Here is a 17,130-nt window from a genome sequence, read left to right on the forward strand (position 1 = left end):
GTAAATTCATGCTGAAAATCAAAAAACTGCGCGAATGCGCACAGATTCCGCGTAACGCTACAGCGGGCAGCGCGGGCTTCGATCTGTGCGCCGCAACCGAACACCCGGTGACGATTGAGCCGGGAGAAACGGCAGGCGTCCCGACCGGCCTTGCCCTGCAGATTGAAGAAGGATACGCGGGATTTGTGTTTGCCCGCAGCGGGCTGGGAATCAGGCACGGAATTGTGCCGGCAAACTGTGTCGGCGTGATTGACAGCGATTATCGGGGGGAGGTGCTGGTGGGGCTTCACAACCATTCCAAGACGGCATTTACCGTGAACCCCGGCGACCGGATTGCCCAGTTGGTGCTGATACCGGTCCATACACCCGAAATCGAGCTTTGTGAGGAACTGGACGACACCGCGCGCGGAAGCGGCGGTTTTGGCTCCACCGGACGCTGATGCAGGTGCAAAGGGTGGAAAATACATTAGGTTGGGCAGGTGAAACGATGAGAGAGGTTATTCTGGCTTCCGGTTCGCCGCGCAGACAGGAGCTTCTTCAATTGGTGATTGACCATTTTGAGGTTTGTGTTTCCGATGTGGACGAAACCCTGCCGGAAGGAATTGCTCCCCGTGACGCGGTGGAAATGCTTGCTCAGCGCAAGGCGCAGACAGTAGCGGAACTGCGGCCGCACGCACTGGTCATCGGGGCGGATACGGTGGTGGCTGTGGAAGGACGGATTCTCGGCAAGCCCCGGGACGACGAGCAGGCGGCGGAGATGCTGAGGATGCTTTCCGGGCGTACTCATCAGGTATATACGGGAGTTGCGGTCTGTGAAAAAAACAAAAGCAATGTTTTTTCCTGCTGTACACAGGTCGAATTCGCGCCGCTTTCCGAGGCGGAAATTGACTGGTACCTCTCAACCGGAGAACCGTTCGATAAAGCGGGCGGATATGGAATTCAGGGTTACGGCGCCAGGTTCGTAAAAGGGATTTCCGGGGACTATTTTAATGTGATGGGGCTTCCTGTGAACCGGCTTTATACAATCCTTGGGAGGATTGACAAATAAAACCACCCGAATCGGCGGGTTATTTACAAATTAGGTGTTGTTCTATTTTTCGACACAGGTTATAATATACAGGATCATGTGGCAGTTTTGAAATGTATTAAGGGGGACGTGACAAATGTTTTCAAAAGATATCGGAATTGACCTGGGTACGGCGAACACCCTGGTTTTTATGAAAGGAAAAGGCATCATTATGAGGGAACCGTCCGTTGTGGCGGTTGATACACGTAACGATACCGTTCGCTATGTCGGCAAGGAGGCCAAGGAAGTCATCGGCCGTACTCCCGGCAGTATTGTAGCGGTCCGTCCGCTGAAGGACGGCGTTATCGCTGATTTTGATATCACTGCGTCTATGCTTCAGATATTCATCAAAAAGGTTTTTAACAATTCGATCCTTGCCCGCCCCCGTGTAATCATCTGTATTCCGTCCGGGGTTACCGCTGTCGAGCGGCGCGCGGTGAAGGAGGCGTCATATAAAGCGGGAGCCAAACGTGTTTCCATTATTGAGGAGCCAATGGCTGCGGCGATCGGCGCGGGCCTTCCGGTTGCGGAAGCCACCGGAAGCATGGTGGTGGATATCGGCGGCGGCACCAGCGAGGTGGCGGTGATCTCGCTCGGCGGCATTGTAGCCGCGCGCTCGGTGCGCGTCGGCGGCGACGAACTGGATTCCTACATCATTCAGTACATCAAAAAGAAATATAACCTGCTCATCGGTGAGCGCACCGCCGAAGATATCAAAATCGGCATCGGATCTGCCTACCCGTTTGAGGGGGAGGCTTCCATGGATATCAAGGGACGCGATCTGATGGACGGCCTGCCCAAAAATATTTCGGTCACCTCCGAGGAAGTCCGGGAAGCGCTGGCAGACCCGCTCTCCATGATTCTGGACGCCATCCGCGTGACACTGGAAAAGACGCCGCCGGAGCTTTCAGCCGACATCATCGACCACGGCATCACCCTGACCGGCGGCGGCGCTCTGCTGCGCGGGCTGGATCAGCTGGTTTCCAACGAGACCGGGATGCCTGTACATATCGCGGAAAATCCGCTTGACTGCGTTGCGCTGGGAACCGGCAAGGTTCTGGACGATATCGACCGCCTGCATGAGCTTTTGGCGGATGACGATAAGAGCTACTGATCCTGTTTGAAAGGAAGCCTGGGAACGCGTGCGAGCGCGTTCCTTGCTGTTCGGAGGAAAGCATTGGGAGATTTCTTGAAAAGCGCTCGATTTAAAATTTTATTTGGCGTGTTCATTCTGCTGCTCTTCTTTATGCTGCGCGCGGCATGGACAGGCGGGCTCTCTCCGCTCCTGAGCCAGGGGACGGGCTTGCTTGTCACACCCTTGCAGAAGGCGTCTTCCAGTATTTCTGACGCGGTGAGCGGCTACTTTCAGCGATATGTCCGCGCGGATGAACTGGCGGCGGAGAACGCCGCGCTGCAGTCGGAGGTTAATGAACTGCGCAGTCAATTGATTGACTATGAGCAGTACCGCCAGGAAAATGAAAACCTGCGCCAGTACATCGGACTGAAAGAAGAAAATCCCGACTTCGAGCTGGAGCCTGCTTCGGTGGTCAAGCGCGACTCGGACGACCGGTTTTTCTCCTTTATGATTGATAAAGGTTCCATCAACGGGATAACGCTTTATGATACGGTTATTTCACCCGAAGGATTGGTAGGGGCCATCACAGAGGTCGGCCCCAACTTTTCCAAAGTGACGACGATACTGGATGTCCGTTCCAAAGTGGGTGCGTATGACAACCGCACCCGGGACATCGGCATTGTAAACGGCGATATCGAGCTGGCGGCCGAAGGAAAATGCAAACTGACCTATCTGCCGCGCGAAAGCGGGGCCGCCAAGGATGATCTTGTGGTGACAAGCGGCGGCAGCATCTATCCGAAAAATCTGGTTATCGGAAAGGTTACGGAAATCCGGGAAGGAGAGGGAAAGATCTCTCTGTACGCGGTGGTTGAGCCTGCCGCTGACATTAAAAATCTTACGGATGTCATGGTGATCAAGTCGTATCAGGGACAGGGTGAGCCGGATGAATAGCAAGACAAAAATTTTCCTTGCAAAGTATACGGTTTATGCGGCTGTCCTGATTGTGCTTTATGTTTTGCAGACGACCCCGCGGTTTCTGACAATTTTGGATGTGAAACCTAATTTTGTGATTCCGGCGGCGGTGGGTATCGCTATGCTGGAAGGGGAATTTATCGGTGGCCTGTATGGCGCATTTGCGGGAGTCCTCTGCGATCTGGGCGGGCGGATGCTGTTTGGTTTCAATTCCATTATCTTGCTGGTGTCCTGCGTCTGTGTGGGGCTGCTGGTGATCTATCTTCTTCGGCCGGGTGTCATTAATTTTGTTTTGCTCGTTGCAGGCACAATGCTGATACGGGGACTGCTGGAATACCTGCTCAGTTATGTTATGTGGGATTATGAGAATGTCTGGATGGTGCTTGCCTATATGATTTTGCCGGCGATTCTGTATACGGCGGCGGTTTCCCCGCTGATCTATTATCTGCTCCGCTGGCTGAACGGAAAATTCTCAGAATACCTGCAGGTTTGACAGGAAGCGGTTAGGACGATTGTTTTAGTAGGGATTATTTAATAGGAGAACAAGATGAAATCAGCCTCGCAAACACTACGAATCATTATATTAGCTGCGGTTACCATTGTGCTGCTGCTGTTGTATTCGCTCTGCCTGATGCAGATGCAGGTCGTAAATGGGGAAACATTTGCGAACATCGTGGAGCAGGGTACTACGAAACAGCAGCGGATTAAAGCCGCCCGCGGGGAGATACTTGACCGCAACGGGCGCCCGCTTGCTGTAAATGCGTTGGGCCGCGATGTGACCATTGATAAGGCCTACCTGCCCAGAGACCAGATGAACGAAGTTATTTTGCGGCTGATCAAAATCATGGAAGATGCGGATGAGGACTGGATTGACAACCTGCCGCTGACCGAGACCGCGCCCTTTGCTTTCAAGGAAGGCGAAGGATATGAAAATGCGATTGCAACGCTGAAAAAGACTCTGGGGATGCAGCAATATGCCACAGCGGAGAATGTTGTAGAAAATCTACGAAAAGTATATGACCTGGAAAAAGTGAGTGACGCGGATTTCCGCAAGGCGGCCGGGGTTCGTTATGAAATGCAGCGCCTGGACTTCAGTATTTCCAATCCATATACCTTTGCCACCGATATCAAAATTGAGACCGTGCCTAAAATCAAGGAGCGCAGTTTTGAACTGCCGGGCGTGGATGTTGTGGAAAGCACCATCCGCCAGTATGTCAGCGGGGATGTGGCGCCCCATGTAATCGGCAGTATCGGCAAAATCTATCAGGAACAATGGGAACCCGCGGAAAAAGTGAACGACGGTGCTGTCATTAACGGGCTGGTGTACCAGATGACGGATATGATCGGCAAGGAAGGCGCTGAACTTGCGTTTGAACAATACCTGAAGGGGCAGGACGGGCAAAGGCAGATTACCCTGAACTCCAGCGGCGACGTGATTGACGTGGTTGAAGAGAAGGAGCAGGTGCCCGGGAATACGGTCATTCTGACCATCGATTCCCAGCTGCAGAAGGTTGCGCAGGAAGCGCTGGAAAACAAAATCCATATGATGCAGAATGACCTGGTGACCTATCCGCCGGGCAAGGGCCATGAGGCGGATGCCGGCGCGGTTGCCGTTGTGAATGTTAAAACGGGCGAAATCCTTGCTTTGGCGACCTATCCGTCCTATAACCTCACTACTTTCCGGCAGGACTATGCGCAGCTTTCTGAGGACCCGCTGCGGCCAATGTTCAACCGTGCTCTGAACGGTACCTATACGCCCGGCTCTATCTTTAAACCTGTCATTGCGCTGGGCGCGCTTTCGGAGGGGGTTGTTACCCCAACCGACACGGTGAATTGCACCGGTGTGTATACACGGTGGACCAGCTGGCAGCCCCGCTGCTTAAGCGCCCATGGCCTGGTCAACGTGATGGATGCGCTGAAACATTCCTGCAACATCTATTTTTATGATGTGGGATACCGCCTTGGCATCGAAAAGATTGACGAATATGCCGCCAAGCTGGGGCTTGGGCTTCCTACCGGTATCGAACTGCCGGAAGCTGTGGGACGTGTTTCGTCGCCCGAAGTCAAAGAACAGATTCATCAGGGGGATGACCGCATCTGGCAGGACGGCGATACGGTGCAGGCCTCAATCGGTCAGTTGGATACAAAGCTGTCCCCGCTTCAGCTTGCCAACTATGCGGCTACCCTTGCAAATAATGGCGAACGGATGAAGCTGACGCTGCTCAAATCAGTGAAGTCTTACACGTTCGATGAAACCCTGTATGAACATCAGCCGGAAGTGGCCGAGGAGATTGATTCTTCGGCGGCGTTCGCGGCCATCCGCGAGGGCATGGAGCGTGCTGCCGGGCTGGGCGGAACCGCCGGCGCCGTATTCGGCAACTACCCGATTCAGGTGGCCTGCAAAACCGGTACGCCGGAAACGCACGCCGACCCGAACTCTACTTTTATCGCTTATGCGCCCGCCGAAGACCCTCAGATAGCCGTCTGTGTGGTCATCGAAAAAGGCTGGCACGGCTATACCGGCGGACCTGTAGCCAAAGAGATTTTTGATTCGTATTTCTTTTCCAATAAAGGGAAAACTTCAGCGTCCATTGCATACGGCACGCTGCTTTCCTGACAGAGCAGAAAAAGGGGGAAGCCGTATGGGGCAAGCGATTCTGATTACCAGCGGGAAAGGCGGAGCGGGCAAATCGGTGGTCTGTGCCGGCTTGGGGGAAGCGCTGGCAAGACAGGGCAAGCGGGTGCTTTTGCTCGAGGGCTCCCGGCGTTCACTGGATGTGATGCTTGGCGTTTCCGACAGCATTTTGTTTGATTTTTCCGATGTTGCCGGCCGAAACTGCGATTTAGCCGACGCAATGGTAGCAGTCGGTGAAACAGGTCTTCTTCACCTCGTTTGCGCGCCGATCGCGGAAACCGTCCCGGTGGACGCACAACTGTGCCGCGAGTTTTTTCAGGCGGTCGCACCGCATTTCGACCATGTCCTGATTGAAGCGGACGGCATGGACAGACAGACACTGTCCGCTTATGCCGCGGCCGCCAAACGGGCCGTTCTGGTTTGTGCTCCCGACCGGATCAGCGCACGGTCTTCGAGGGTGGTTTCAGACGCGCTGTTTGCGGAGCATCTATCGGATATCAGGCTTTGTGTGAATAAACTGCCACGGGATTTTGAGCATCAGCGCACAATTCCAGACCTGGACTGGCTGGTTGACAATGTCTGTGCACAGCTGATCGCGGTGATTCCCTACGATAAGGCATTGTCCGCAGGACCGATAGGGCATTCTATCAGTTTGTCGAATGTATCCAAATTGATATTTGATAATTTTGCACAAAGAATTCTTGGGAACTATATTGATTTGTTGATTGAATAAGTGCTATAATAACACATAATACTAAAATTGGAACGTTATGGCAGGTCTTTCCGGTTTGTTGCGCTGATTTAGGGAACAAATATGCTGGAAAGCTGATTGTATGACAATATGACCGGGAGGTATAGAATACTATGAATATCGCATTGATTGCCCATGATTCCAAAAAGGAATTAATGGTCCAGTTCTGCATTGCTTACTGTGGCATATTCAGCCGTCACAGCCTTTGCGCAACCGGAACTACAGGGAAGCTGGTGGCGGAGGCAACCGGCCTGGAGGTGTTTCGTTTTCTGAGCGGTTCGCAGGGCGGCGACCAGCAGATTGCCGCGCGCATCGCCTGCAATGAAATCGACCTCCTGCTGTTCTTCCGCGACCCGATCCGCGCAAATCCCGGGGAACCGGATGAAGCCGGCCTGCTTCGCCTGTGCGACGTGCACAATATCCCGGTGGCAACCAATATTGCTACCGGTGAAGCGTTGATCCATGCCCTGGAGCGCGGAGATCTTGATTGGCGCAATATTGTAAATCCAAAGCGGTAGGGGCAGCCTGCCGGATATCGAATAAAGGCGTTTCACGCGGGAAGAGTAGCGGGATGCGGCGGACAGAGAGGGTGCAGCAAGCTGGAATGCGCCTGCGCCGGTGAGTCCTGTGAAAGACACCCGTCCAGCCTGCCGTGACAAGCGGCACGTAGTTCCTGCGTTAAAGGGTTTGAGAGGGGCGCGTTTGCGCCCAACAAGGGTGGCACCACGTGGAATGTCCTCGTCCCTTTGTATGGCGTTGTCATACACTGCGGCGGGGATTTTTTCATTTTTAAATAGATTGATTCCATCTTTTACGATATGTATATTTTCAGGAGGATTATACTATGGCGATTATCACCAATGCGCCGCGCGGCACACAGGATGTGCTGCCCGCACAAAGCGGCAAATGGCAGTATGTGGAGCAAAAGGCGCTGGACGTGGCGGGGCTGTTCGGCTTCCGCGAAATCCGGTTTCCGACCTTTGAGCACACAGAGCTGTTTCACCGCTCGGTGGGAGATACCACCGATGTTGTGCAGAAGGAAATGTATACGTTTCAGGACAAAGGCGGGCGATCGATCACGCTGCGCCCGGAGGGCACTGCGGGTACGATGCGTGCCATCCTGCAAAACGGGTTGCTCAACGACGTCATGCCGCTGAAGGTCAGCTATGTAACCAGCTGTTTCCGCTATGAAAAGCCGCAGGCGGGCCGCCTGCGTGAATTCCACCAGTTCGGGGTGGAGATGGTGGGTTCCGCCGCTCCCGCCGCCGATGCCCAGACGATCGCGGTTGCGAAGACGATCTTTGATTCGTTGGGAATTACCGGCCTGGAACTGGAAATCAACTCGATCGGCTGCCCGGAGTGCAGGGCAAACTATCACGAAGCACTGAAAGCCTATTTCCGGAGCCATTATGAGGAGCTGTGCGAAACCTGCCGTGAGCGCCTTGACAAAAACCCGATGCGGATTCTGGACTGCAAAAATCCGGCCTGCGCGGAACTTGCCAAGGATGCGCCTGTGGTGCTGGACTATATCTGCGACGACTGCAAAACGCATTTTGAAGGGCTGAAAAAGCACCTTGAAGCAATGGGAATTGCCTACCAAGTCAACCCAACCATTGTCCGCGGTCTGGACTATTACACACGCACGGTGTTTGAATTTGTTGCCACCGGAATCGGCGCGCAGGGGACTGTCTGTGGCGGAGGGCGCTATGACGGGCTGATTGAGCTGCTGGGCGGTCAGCCGACCCCCTCTATCGGTTTCGCGATGGGACTTGAAAGGTTATTGCTCGTCATGGAACAGTGCGGCTGCGAGTTCCCGCCGGATCAGGGCTGCACGATCTATCTCGGCAGCATGGGCGAAGCCGCCGCGCTGAAAGCGTCGGAACTTTGCATGAGGCTGCGGGACGAAGGCTTTTACGCCGAGTGTGACATTGTCGGGCGCAGCGTCAAAGCGCAGATGAAATATGCGGACAAGCTGCACGCCAAATACAGCTGCATCCTCGGCGACAATGAGTTGGAAGCAGGCAAGGTGAGGGTGAAACGCATGGACAGCGGCGAAACGGAGGAAGTTTCGCTGGAAGCAGACGCGTTTATCCGGTTTATTTACGCCGGGACACTGGATGAACTGACCGATGAGACCGACGGCATACTCGGTTCCATTTCGAAAATCAAAGGAGAATAAAATTGATGGACACGATGCAGGGATTAAAAAGAACGAAATATTGCGGGGAATTTACAGCGGCGGATATCGGCAGGCAGGCGGTTGCCTGCGGCTGGGTGCAGAAAATCCGCGACAAGGGGATGCTGGTTTTCATTGATCTGCGTGACCGAAGCGGCATTTTGCAGCTTGCGTTTGACGACCAGACCGACGCTGCGCTGCGCGCAAAGGCGCAGACAGCGCGCTCAGAGTTTGTGCTGATGGCAAAAGGAACCGTGCGCCGCCGTGAATCCGTCAATCCGGAGCTTCCTACGGGCGAGATTGAGCTTTATGTGGACGATCTGCGGATCCTGGCGAAAAGCCAGACCCCTCCGTTTGAGATTACCGATACCACCAATGTGAAAGAAGACCTACGGCTGAAATACCGTTATCTTGATTTGCGCCGCGGCGAAATGCAGAACGCGCTGACGATGCGCCACAAAATCGTCAAAATCGCCCGCGACTATTATGATCAGAACGGATTCCTGGAGATCGAAACGCCAAACCTGATTAAATCCACGCCGGAAGGCGCCCGCGACTATCTGGTTCCGTCCCGCGTCAATCCGGGCTGCTTTTACGCGCTCCCGCAGTCGCCCCAGCTTTATAAGCAATTGCTGATGCTTTCCGGCTATGACCGCTACATGCAGGTGGCGCGCTGCTTCCGCGACGAAGACCTGCGCGCGGACCGCCAGCCGGAATTTACCCAGATTGACATTGAAATGTCCTTTGTGGATGAAGAGGACGTCATGACTGTCAATGAGGGTTTCATGAAGAAAGCGTTCAAGGAAGCGCTGGGCATTGACATCAAGACCCCGTTCCTGCGCATGCCTTATGCCGAGGCAATGGAGCGTTTCGGCTCGGACAAGCCGGACACCCGCTTCGGCCTTGAACTGGTGGACCTGTCCGACCTGCTCCAAAACTGCGAATTTAAAGTCTTTCAAGGTGTACTTGCGGGCGGAAGTGTCCGCGCGATCAACGTAAAAGGCGCGGCTGACCACCTCTCCCGCAAGGAGATTGACAAGCTGGTGGAGTTTGTCAAAACCTACCGCGCGAAAGGGCTGGCCTATACCAGGCTGACTTCCGAAGGGGAATCCTCCTCCTACGAGAAGTTCCTGACCGACGCAGAAAAAACAGCCATCCGCGAGCGGATGGGCGCGCAGACCGGCGACGTACTCTTGATTGTGGCGGACAGCAAAAATCAGACGGTATTTGACAGCCTCGGCGCGCTGCGCTGCGAACTTGCCTCCAAACTGGGGCTGATTCAGAAGGATGTATTTAACTTCCTGTGGGTCACCGAATTCCCGCTGTTTGAATACAGCGAAGAGGAAGATCGGTACGTTGCGAAGCACCATCCGTTCACGCATCCCGCTCTGGAAGATCTGGACAAGCTGGAAAGCGACCCCGGCGCCTGCCGCGCCCGTGCCTATGATATGGTCCTCAACGGCTGCGAAGTAGGCGGAGGCTCCATCCGTATCAATAATCTGCAGATGCAGGAACGCATGTTTAAAGCCTTAGGCTTTGACGAGCAGACAGCGCATGAACGGTTTGGGTTTCTGCTGGATGCCTTTCAGTTCGGCGCGCCGCCTCACGGCGGCATGGCCTATGGTCTTGACCGGCTTGTCATGCTGATGCTGCAGAAGAGTTCGATCCGCGATGTGATCGCGTTCCCGAAGGTGCAGAATGCAAGCGAGCTGATGACCCAGTGCCCGGCACCTGTGGAGGAGAAGAGTCTGAAAGAACTTTCCATCAAAGTGGATTTGCAGAAAAACGAAGAACAGTAACATGTGGGCGAATGAAGATTGCCGTTCAGGCGGATCTTCATTCGCCCTCTTGGCTTTAGAGAGATTCCAAACGGCGGACAATTGTGATATAATAAAAATATGCTAGTGACTTTGTGTATTGAAACAATTTTTAGCTGGAGAAAGGGAACAACATGAAACCAATGATCTGTGACAGCTGCGGGAAGCGATACGATTATGACCGTGACGAAACCTGCCCGAAATGCGGGGCTTATAATCAGCCCTACCGGCGTCCGCAGGGCGATTATAGAAGCAGAACAGAAACTTCTGCGGCATCACGGCCGGCTCAAAACACAGGTGCCCGAAAATGGAACAGCGGAAAAAAGCCCGTGTCGGGGAAAAAGGTGGCATGGATTTTTGTTCTGGTTGCGATCATAAAAATCGCGTTCGCACTGATCGGCAACTTCAGTGATGCGCAAAAGGAACGGATTTCGCCTGATTTTTCCAGTATCGGGGTCGGTATCGAGGAAACCTTATTGCAGGAGAGCGCGGATGAACAGGCGGTTGACGATGGGCAGGCACCTTTCACAGAGGACAGCGGTACGGCGGGCGATGTTTATACTCGCCGCTATTCTTCCGACAAATTTGACTTTGAGCCTGCGGACGGCGTCCACATCGTTGTGAATGACTATGGAACGATAGAGGGCGAGCCGTTTGCGGAACTTCTGGACGACGGGGATCGGTGCGCCTATTTGGATATCACTTTCGTGGTAACAGATTATGAGCAGGCGGCGAATGCCTACGTAACGGAACCTTATATCGAAGCGGACGGGGAATATTACAATTCTCTGCCGCCTGATGGATTATACGATGTTTCCGGCTGCACGCCGCTCGATTATACCCCGCTTGGTGAGGGGGCATATGCCGTAACGGGCCAGCTGTATTTTGCCGTTCCGGAGGATATGGAATTGTTTGAGCTCTGTTGGGATTCCTCGGACGGCGATACGCAGTCGTTTGAGCTTCCCTTTTCTTCGACAACAGATCCGTTGAACGTATAACAACTATTAGGAGAGTTCTATGAAACAGGAACGCAATTTTGCCAGAATTACCGTGACCCGCAAGGCGGAACGGGCGATAGAAGGCGGTCATCCGTGGGTTTATGACGCGGAACTGATCAAAACGGAAGGTACCTGTGAAAACGGCGGCTTTGTGGACGTGGTGAGCATCAAGGGAAAATATCTGGGCACCGGGTTTCTCAGCGAACAATCGAAAATCCGCATCCGGCTGATTTCCCGCAACGCGAACGACAGGTTTGATGAAACATTTTTTGAGCGGCGCATCCGCTACGCCTGGGATTACCGCAAAACGGTCATGCGAGACGATATCAGCTGCTGCCGCATCATATTTGGCGAGGCGGACGCGTTCCCGGGGCTGACGGTTGACCGGTTTGGCGATATTCTTGTAACACAGACGCTGTCATTGGGAATCGAACAGCGCAAATCCATGCTTTTCCCGCTTTTGTATCGTGTTCTGCGGGAGGATGGAGAGGAAATCCGGGGTATTTATGAGCGGAACGACGTTGCCATCCGGGAGCTTGAAGGGATGGAACAGAACAGAGGATGGTTTCCGCTGCAAGGCGTTCCAGCACCTGATTCTACAAAAACCATAATTGTGGAAAACGGCATTTCTTATGCGGTCGATTTTGAAAACGGCCAGAAAACCGGTTTTTTTCTCGACCAGAAATATAACCGGCAGGCGGTGGCCCGGCTGGCGCGCGGCAAGCGTGTCCTCGACTGCTTTACCCATACGGGCTCTTTTGCGCTCAACGCCGCAAAGGGCGGCGCCGCCCATGTCTGCGCGGTGGATATCTCCGCGGCCGCGGTGGAACTTGCGCAGGAGAACGCCCGCCGCAACGGACTGGACGGCGTCATGAGCTTCCGCACGGCGAACGTCTTCGATTTGCTGCCGGAATTGGAGGCGCATCCGGAGGAAAAGTTCGATTTTATTATTCTGGACCCGCCCGCTTTCACCAAGAACCGGAAGACGGTGGACAGCGCCGTCAGAGGCTACAAAGAGATCAACCTGCGGGCGATGAAGCTGCTTCCGCGCGGCGGCTATCTGGCCACCTGTTCCTGTTCGCACTTTATGACCGAAGAACTGTTTGAAAAAATGCTGAAATCCGCGGCGCGCGATGCCTGCGTGGAACTGAGACAGATTGAGGTGCGCCAGCAGGCGCCCGATCATCCCATTCTGTGGAATGTGCCGGAAACCAACTATCTGAAATTCTATCTGTTTCAGGTCGTTTAACCGTTTACAGAACAGAAAACAGAGTACCGGAACCCTTGGAGGGGAAGCTTCCAAGGGTTCTATATTTTCCGGCTTTCTCGCAGGGCTTTCAAAGAAAATGTGATTTTAGTTTTGAGAATACGAGAGAAAATGAGAGAAAATCAGAGAGAATAAGAGCATATAATTTCTAAATTAAATTATTTTTTAAAAAGTGTTGACAGGCACCCTCCAGCTCTGTATAATAAGATTTGTTGAATCTTGACCTTGTGGTAATGCGCCTGTTTGCGCTTATTTGCGCGTTGCCGATCAACTGTTGTCAAAGATGAAGTGAGTTACTGAAATGAAATTTGGAGGAAAAGGTATGTCTACTACAATGCCGAAAGCAGCAGAAATTACCCGCAAGTGGTATATTCTCGATGCTGCTGAGAAGCCGCTTGGACGCACGGCGGCTGTTGCCGCATCAATTCTGCGCGGCAAAATCAAGCCTACTTTTGCGCCGAATGCCGATTGCGGCGATCATGTGATCATTATCAACGCCGAAAAGGCGATTCTGACCGGTAAAAAACTGGAGCAGAAGGTTTACCGTCACCACAGTGGCTGGGTTGGCGGCCTGAAGGAAATCAAGTACAGCAAGCTGATGAAGGAAAACCCGGAAAAAGCCATGATGCTTGCCGTCAAGGGAATGCTTCCGGATACCACCATCGGCCGCACCGCCCTCACCAGATGCCGCATCTTTAAGGGTGCGGAGCACACTCATGCCGCGCAGAAGCCGCAGGCATGGACACTGTAAGGAAGGGGAATAAAAAATGTACGAATCTAAGCCTTATTTTTACGGCACCGGCAGAAGAAAACAGTCGGTTTCCCGCGTGAGACTGTATCCGGGCACCGGCGCAATCACCATCAACGGCCGTGACATCAATGATTACTTCGGCCTTGAAACCTTAAAGCTGATTGTTCGTCAGCCCCTGAACCTGACTGACACCGTTGGTAAGTTTGACGTTGTCTGCACTGTTTCCGGCGGCGGCGTTTCCGGCCAGGCCGGCGCAATCCGCCATGGAATTTCCCGTGCTCTGCTGCAGAACGGTGAAGAGATGAGACCGATCCTGAAAAAGGCCGGCTTCCTCACCCGTGACCCCCGTATGAAAGAACGTAAGAAATACGGCCTCAAAGCGGCCCGCCGTGCTCCCCAGTTCTCCAAGAGATAATTTGTCCGATTGGACGTTGCTTTTGCTTTATAAACACCCGGCACTGTTAGAAGTGCCGGGTGTTTTTTTAAATACGAAACCTGTATTTCGAGAAAAGCTCCCTGCATACATTTGCAGGGAGCTTTTGGCGGAAGGTAAGACATAAAAGGTATAAAATCAAATGTACAAAAATTATATTGGAAATTTTGTAAATTTCAACAGGATTTCAAACAAACGCATTGACGAATTTTGTCTGAAGCATGAGAAAAAAAGGATAAATTTTTGCATAAATCAGGAAAATATCGGAATCGATTGGAATATAAAACTTGACAAATAATTTTCATTTGAATATAATGGCAATCACTTTGCTATAATAATCCATATGGCGAAGTATCCCTTCTAGTCAATCGTCAAAATGCCAACAGGCCGGACGAAAAACAACAAAGGAGTTTCGTAATGACACAATTTTGGAAAAGGGTCCAGGCTCTTGCAACTTTTTTGCATAGCCGGACTTTTACTGTGGGCATGTTGTCCATAGTATGTGCGTTCGTGGTAGTCAGTATCACTTCCATGACGAACGCCGTCTATGTGACACGCCCCGAGGGACGGACGCTGGATTTCTTGATGTCCAGCCAACCGGAACGCATCATGGATTCTGTCGGGTTAAGTTCTGTAAGCCCGTCAGAAGTGACAGTAGATGGCGCTTCCAGCAAATTTATTGAGATGGATGTATCGAGTCCGCGGACAGTTACTGTCAAGGCGGACGGAAAAACAGACACCTACGAGGTAGAAACCGGCAAAACGGTGGGAGACCTGCTGTATGAAAACGGCGTCTCCTACGACGGCAATGATCTGCTGACACCTTCGGCTGAGAAGCCGCTGGAGGACGGAGACGAAATTGTTTTACGGCGTGTGGACTATGAACAGCACAATGTTGACGAGATCATTCCTTATGAAACCGTGTATAAGAACACATCGCTTCTGAAAATTGGGCAGAACAAGTGTATCCAGGCCGGGGAAAATGGGCTCCTCCAAAAAACGTATATGCGCCGGACGGTGGATGGCGTGGAGGAGGAAGAACAGCTTCTGGGGGAACAGATTCTGGAGCAGCCGGTTAAGGAAACGATTCTGGTTGGCTCTGTCTCGCCGATATCGGATCTGGATTTTGATCTTGAACTGGATAAAGACGGAAAACCGCTGCACTATTCCAAACTGTTAACGCATCAGGCCGCAACAGGATACAGCGCGCGCAATGGTGCCAGGACGGCCAGCGGCCGCTACGCCATGACCGGGCATGTCGCGGTGAACCCCCACGAAATACCCTATGGCTCCAGGCTGTATATTGTCTCTCCGGATAACAAATTTGTATACGGCTGTGCGATTGCCGCTGACACTGGCACAGGGCTCATGGCAGATGTTGTAGATGTGGATTTGTTCTATGACACGTATGAGGAAAGTGTGCTGAATGGGCGCAGAGTCGTTGATATTTATGTGCTGGACTAGAAGGAAGGACGGCCGCTTCAAGCGGCCGTCCGTTTTTGTTAATTCAGAAAATTATTTTTCCAAATCACTTGACTCCTGTCCACGTTTATAGTATTATAGTAAGGCTGATTCAAGTCAGTGGGGTGTTGATTCATTTGACATCCGGAATATTGTGTGCGCCGGTAGCTCAGCTGGATAGAGTGACTGGCTACGAACCAGTAGGTCGGGGGTTCGAGTCCCTTCCGGCGCACCAAAAAGAAACAGTCGATTGCGTTGCAGTCGGCTGTTTTTTCTATTTCAAATCCACAAAAGCAGCCGCCGTTATTCACATAATTTTTGCTTGCACCGGAAAGGCTGTTGTAGTAAACTAGTTTAGAATAAATTTGGTATGGGGGGATTTCGTTTGAGACATCTGATTGAACCGATGGACCTGTCTTCACAGGAGACTGACGAACTGTTGGATCTTGCGGGGGCAATTATGGAAGACCCCGCAAAATACGCGCATAAATGTGACGGGAAGAAACTGGCGACGCTGTTCTTTGAACCCAGCACCCGTACACGCCTGAGCTTTGAGGCGGCTATGCTGGAACTGGGCGGCAGCGTGCTGGGGTTTTCGTCTGCCAGTTCTTCTTCCGCGGCGAAGGGCGAAAGCGTGTCGGATACGGTGCGGACCGTTTCCTGCTATGCGGATATTATCGCCATGCGCCATCCAAAGGAGGGTGCAGCCAAGGTGGCGTCTCTGAAATCGGGTGTGCCGATTATCAACGCGGGCGATGGAGGCCACCAGCATCCGACACAGACACTGACCGACCTTTTGACCATCCGCTCCCTGAAAGGGACGCTGGACAACCTGACGATCGGGCTTTGCGGCGACCTGATGTTCGGACGGACGGTGCACTCGCTTATCCGAGCTTTGCTGCGCCGTACCAATATCCGCTTTGTGCTGATTTCCCCCAACGAACTGCGGGTGCCCGATTACATCCGTGAGGAACTCAAAACGAACCGCTTCGAGTTTGCCGAAGTGGACCGGCTGGAAAAAGTAATCGGCGAGCTGGATATCCTGTATATGACCCGTGTGCAGAGGGAACGCTTTTTCAATGAGGAGGACTATGTCCGCCTGCGTGACAGCTATATTCTGGACAAGGCAAAAATGGATCTGGCGAAGCCCGATATGATTGTGCTCCATCCGCTGCCTCGCGTGAACGAAATTGCCGTGGAAGTGGATGACGACCCGCGCGCATGCTATTTTAAGCAGGTGCTGTACGGAAAGTTTGTGCGTGAAGCGCTGATTTTGAACTTGCTGGGGGTGGAATCATGCTGAATGTTGACAGTGTGGAAAGAGGGCTTGTAATCGACCACATCCAGGCCGGGAAGAGCATGGACATTTACAGAATCCTCGAACTGGACAAGCTGGACTGCAGCGTGGCAATTATTAAAAATGCCCGGAGCAAAAAGAGCGGGAAAAAGGACATCATAAAAATTGAAGACAAAATTGATATTGATTTGGATGTCCTTGGCTTTATTGACCCGAATATCACAGTCAATATTATTGACGGCGGCAAAATCATTCAAAAGAAAAAGCTGACTCTGCCTGACACGGTGACAAACGTTGCATTCTGCAAAAATCCCCGCTGTATTACCGCTGTTGAGCAGGAACTGCCCCATGTCTTTAAACTGGTAGACCGTTCAAAGGTTACCTACCGCTGTATCTACTGCGAACAGGAATATGATTCCAAAAAATAAGGA

17 protein-coding genes and 1 tRNA gene are annotated in these 17,130 nt (G+C 52.6%); all 18 read left to right on the forward strand.

Translation table 11 applies throughout. From position 1 onward, the window contains the following. Positions 1 to 8: 8 nt before the first annotated feature. The 18 genes from dut (at position 9) to C1A10_RS02750 (ending at position 17,127) form a co-directional block, all read left to right on the forward strand. On the forward strand, positions 9 to 440 hold the full coding sequence (gene dut / locus C1A10_RS02665; RefSeq protein WP_101908752.1) for a dUTP diphosphatase: 432 nt from the start codon (positions 9 to 11) through the stop codon (positions 438 to 440). A gap of 47 nt (positions 441 to 487) precedes the next feature. Next, complete coding sequence (locus C1A10_RS02670; protein ID WP_101908753.1) at positions 488 to 1,048, forward strand: Maf family protein; 561 nt, start codon at positions 488 to 490, stop codon at positions 1,046 to 1,048. A gap of 115 nt (positions 1,049 to 1,163) precedes the next feature. Next, positions 1,164 to 2,180 (forward strand): rod shape-determining protein, encoded by a 1,017-nt coding sequence (locus C1A10_RS02675; RefSeq protein WP_101908754.1) that lies wholly within the window; start codon positions 1,164 to 1,166, stop codon positions 2,178 to 2,180. A 63-nt stretch (positions 2,181 to 2,243) separates the two neighbouring features. After that, positions 2,244 to 3,092, forward strand: coding sequence for a rod shape-determining protein MreC (mreC, locus tag C1A10_RS02680; protein ID WP_101908755.1), 849 nt, complete (start codon positions 2,244 to 2,246; stop codon positions 3,090 to 3,092). After that, entirely contained in the window at positions 3,085 to 3,606 is a 522-nt protein-coding gene (locus C1A10_RS02685; RefSeq protein WP_101908756.1) for a hypothetical protein, read from the forward strand. The genes mreC and C1A10_RS02685 overlap by 8 nt, the downstream gene beginning before the upstream one ends. A 54-nt stretch (positions 3,607 to 3,660) precedes the next feature. Then, complete coding sequence (locus C1A10_RS02690) at positions 3,661 to 5,730, forward strand: penicillin-binding transpeptidase domain-containing protein (protein ID WP_101908757.1); 2,070 nt, start codon at positions 3,661 to 3,663, stop codon at positions 5,728 to 5,730. A 25-nt stretch (positions 5,731 to 5,755) separates the two neighbouring features. Beyond that, positions 5,756 to 6,481 (forward strand): nucleotide-binding protein, encoded by a 726-nt coding sequence (locus C1A10_RS02695; protein WP_101908758.1) that lies wholly within the window; start codon positions 5,756 to 5,758, stop codon positions 6,479 to 6,481. 131 nt (positions 6,482 to 6,612) lie between these two features. Next, on the forward strand, positions 6,613 to 7,017 hold the full coding sequence (gene mgsA, locus C1A10_RS02700; RefSeq protein ID WP_101908759.1) for a methylglyoxal synthase: 405 nt from the start codon (positions 6,613 to 6,615) through the stop codon (positions 7,015 to 7,017). 326 nt (positions 7,018 to 7,343) lie between these two features. Continuing rightward, on the forward strand, positions 7,344 to 8,678 hold the full coding sequence (gene hisS, locus C1A10_RS02705; protein WP_101908760.1) for a histidine--tRNA ligase: 1,335 nt from the start codon (positions 7,344 to 7,346) through the stop codon (positions 8,676 to 8,678). A 5-nt stretch (positions 8,679 to 8,683) separates the two neighbouring features. Further along, positions 8,684 to 10,474 carry an aspartate--tRNA ligase gene (gene aspS, locus C1A10_RS02710; RefSeq protein WP_242968809.1) on the forward strand — a complete coding sequence of 597 codons (1,791 nt, stop codon included), beginning with the start codon at positions 8,684 to 8,686 and terminating at the stop codon, positions 10,472 to 10,474. A gap of 152 nt (positions 10,475 to 10,626) precedes the next feature. Beyond that, positions 10,627 to 11,490, forward strand: coding sequence for a DUF8122 domain-containing protein (locus C1A10_RS02715; protein ID WP_101908762.1), 864 nt, complete (start codon positions 10,627 to 10,629; stop codon positions 11,488 to 11,490). Between the two features lie 19 nt (positions 11,491 to 11,509). Then, on the forward strand, positions 11,510 to 12,739 hold the full coding sequence (locus C1A10_RS02720; protein WP_101908763.1) for a class I SAM-dependent rRNA methyltransferase: 1,230 nt from the start codon (positions 11,510 to 11,512) through the stop codon (positions 12,737 to 12,739). 340 nt (positions 12,740 to 13,079) lie between these two features. Next, on the forward strand, positions 13,080 to 13,508 hold the full coding sequence (gene rplM, locus C1A10_RS02725) for a 50S ribosomal protein L13 (RefSeq protein ID WP_101908764.1): 429 nt from the start codon (positions 13,080 to 13,082) through the stop codon (positions 13,506 to 13,508). A 16-nt stretch (positions 13,509 to 13,524) separates the two neighbouring features. Further along, entirely contained in the window at positions 13,525 to 13,923 is a 399-nt protein-coding gene (gene rpsI / locus C1A10_RS02730) for a 30S ribosomal protein S9 (RefSeq protein ID WP_101908765.1), read from the forward strand. Between the two features lie 435 nt (positions 13,924 to 14,358). After that, entirely contained in the window at positions 14,359 to 15,405 is a 1,047-nt protein-coding gene (locus C1A10_RS02735) for a 3D domain-containing protein (protein ID WP_101908766.1), read from the forward strand. A 155-nt stretch (positions 15,406 to 15,560) separates the two neighbouring features. Continuing rightward, positions 15,561 to 15,637, forward strand: a tRNA-Arg gene (locus C1A10_RS02740). Positions 15,638 to 15,787: 150 nt separating this feature from the next. After that, positions 15,788 to 16,705 (forward strand): aspartate carbamoyltransferase, encoded by a 918-nt coding sequence (pyrB, locus tag C1A10_RS02745; protein WP_101908767.1) that lies wholly within the window; start codon positions 15,788 to 15,790, stop codon positions 16,703 to 16,705. Next, positions 16,699 to 17,127, forward strand: a complete 429-nt coding sequence (locus C1A10_RS02750; protein WP_101908768.1) for an aspartate carbamoyltransferase regulatory subunit — start codon at positions 16,699 to 16,701, stop codon at positions 17,125 to 17,127. The genes pyrB and C1A10_RS02750 overlap by 7 nt, the downstream gene beginning before the upstream one ends. The last annotated feature ends 3 nt before the right edge of the window (positions 17,128 to 17,130 follow it).

This window comes from Marasmitruncus massiliensis, assembly GCF_900186535.1.
GTDB lineage: Bacteria > Bacillota > Clostridia > Oscillospirales > Ruminococcaceae > Anaerotruncus > Anaerotruncus massiliensis_A.

Coding starts and splice junctions, on each gene's coding strand:
- rplM (WP_101908764.1), top strand. CDS start 13,080: ATGTCTACTACAATGCCGAAAGCAGCAGAAATTACCCGCAAGTGGTAT.
- rpsI (WP_101908765.1), top strand. CDS start 13,525: ATGTACGAATCTAAGCCTTATTTTTACGGCACCGGCAGAAGAAAACAG.
- mgsA (WP_101908759.1), top strand. CDS start 6,613: ATGAATATCGCATTGATTGCCCATGATTCCAAAAAGGAATTAATGGTC.
- C1A10_RS02735 (WP_101908766.1), top strand. CDS start 14,359: ATGACACAATTTTGGAAAAGGGTCCAGGCTCTTGCAACTTTTTTGCAT.
- C1A10_RS02690 (WP_101908757.1), top strand. CDS start 3,661: ATGAAATCAGCCTCGCAAACACTACGAATCATTATATTAGCTGCGGTT.
- C1A10_RS02670 (WP_101908753.1), top strand. CDS start 488: ATGAGAGAGGTTATTCTGGCTTCCGGTTCGCCGCGCAGACAGGAGCTT.
- C1A10_RS02715 (WP_101908762.1), top strand. CDS start 10,627: ATGAAACCAATGATCTGTGACAGCTGCGGGAAGCGATACGATTATGAC.
- C1A10_RS02750 (WP_101908768.1), top strand. CDS start 16,699: ATGCTGAATGTTGACAGTGTGGAAAGAGGGCTTGTAATCGACCACATC.
- C1A10_RS02720 (WP_101908763.1), top strand. CDS start 11,510: ATGAAACAGGAACGCAATTTTGCCAGAATTACCGTGACCCGCAAGGCG.
- hisS (WP_101908760.1), top strand. CDS start 7,344: ATGGCGATTATCACCAATGCGCCGCGCGGCACACAGGATGTGCTGCCC.
- dut (WP_101908752.1), top strand. CDS start 9: ATGCTGAAAATCAAAAAACTGCGCGAATGCGCACAGATTCCGCGTAAC.
- C1A10_RS02675 (WP_101908754.1), top strand. CDS start 1,164: ATGTTTTCAAAAGATATCGGAATTGACCTGGGTACGGCGAACACCCTG.
- C1A10_RS02695 (WP_101908758.1), top strand. CDS start 5,756: ATGGGGCAAGCGATTCTGATTACCAGCGGGAAAGGCGGAGCGGGCAAA.
- C1A10_RS02685 (WP_101908756.1), top strand. CDS start 3,085: ATGAATAGCAAGACAAAAATTTTCCTTGCAAAGTATACGGTTTATGCG.
- aspS (WP_242968809.1), top strand. CDS start 8,684: ATGGACACGATGCAGGGATTAAAAAGAACGAAATATTGCGGGGAATTT.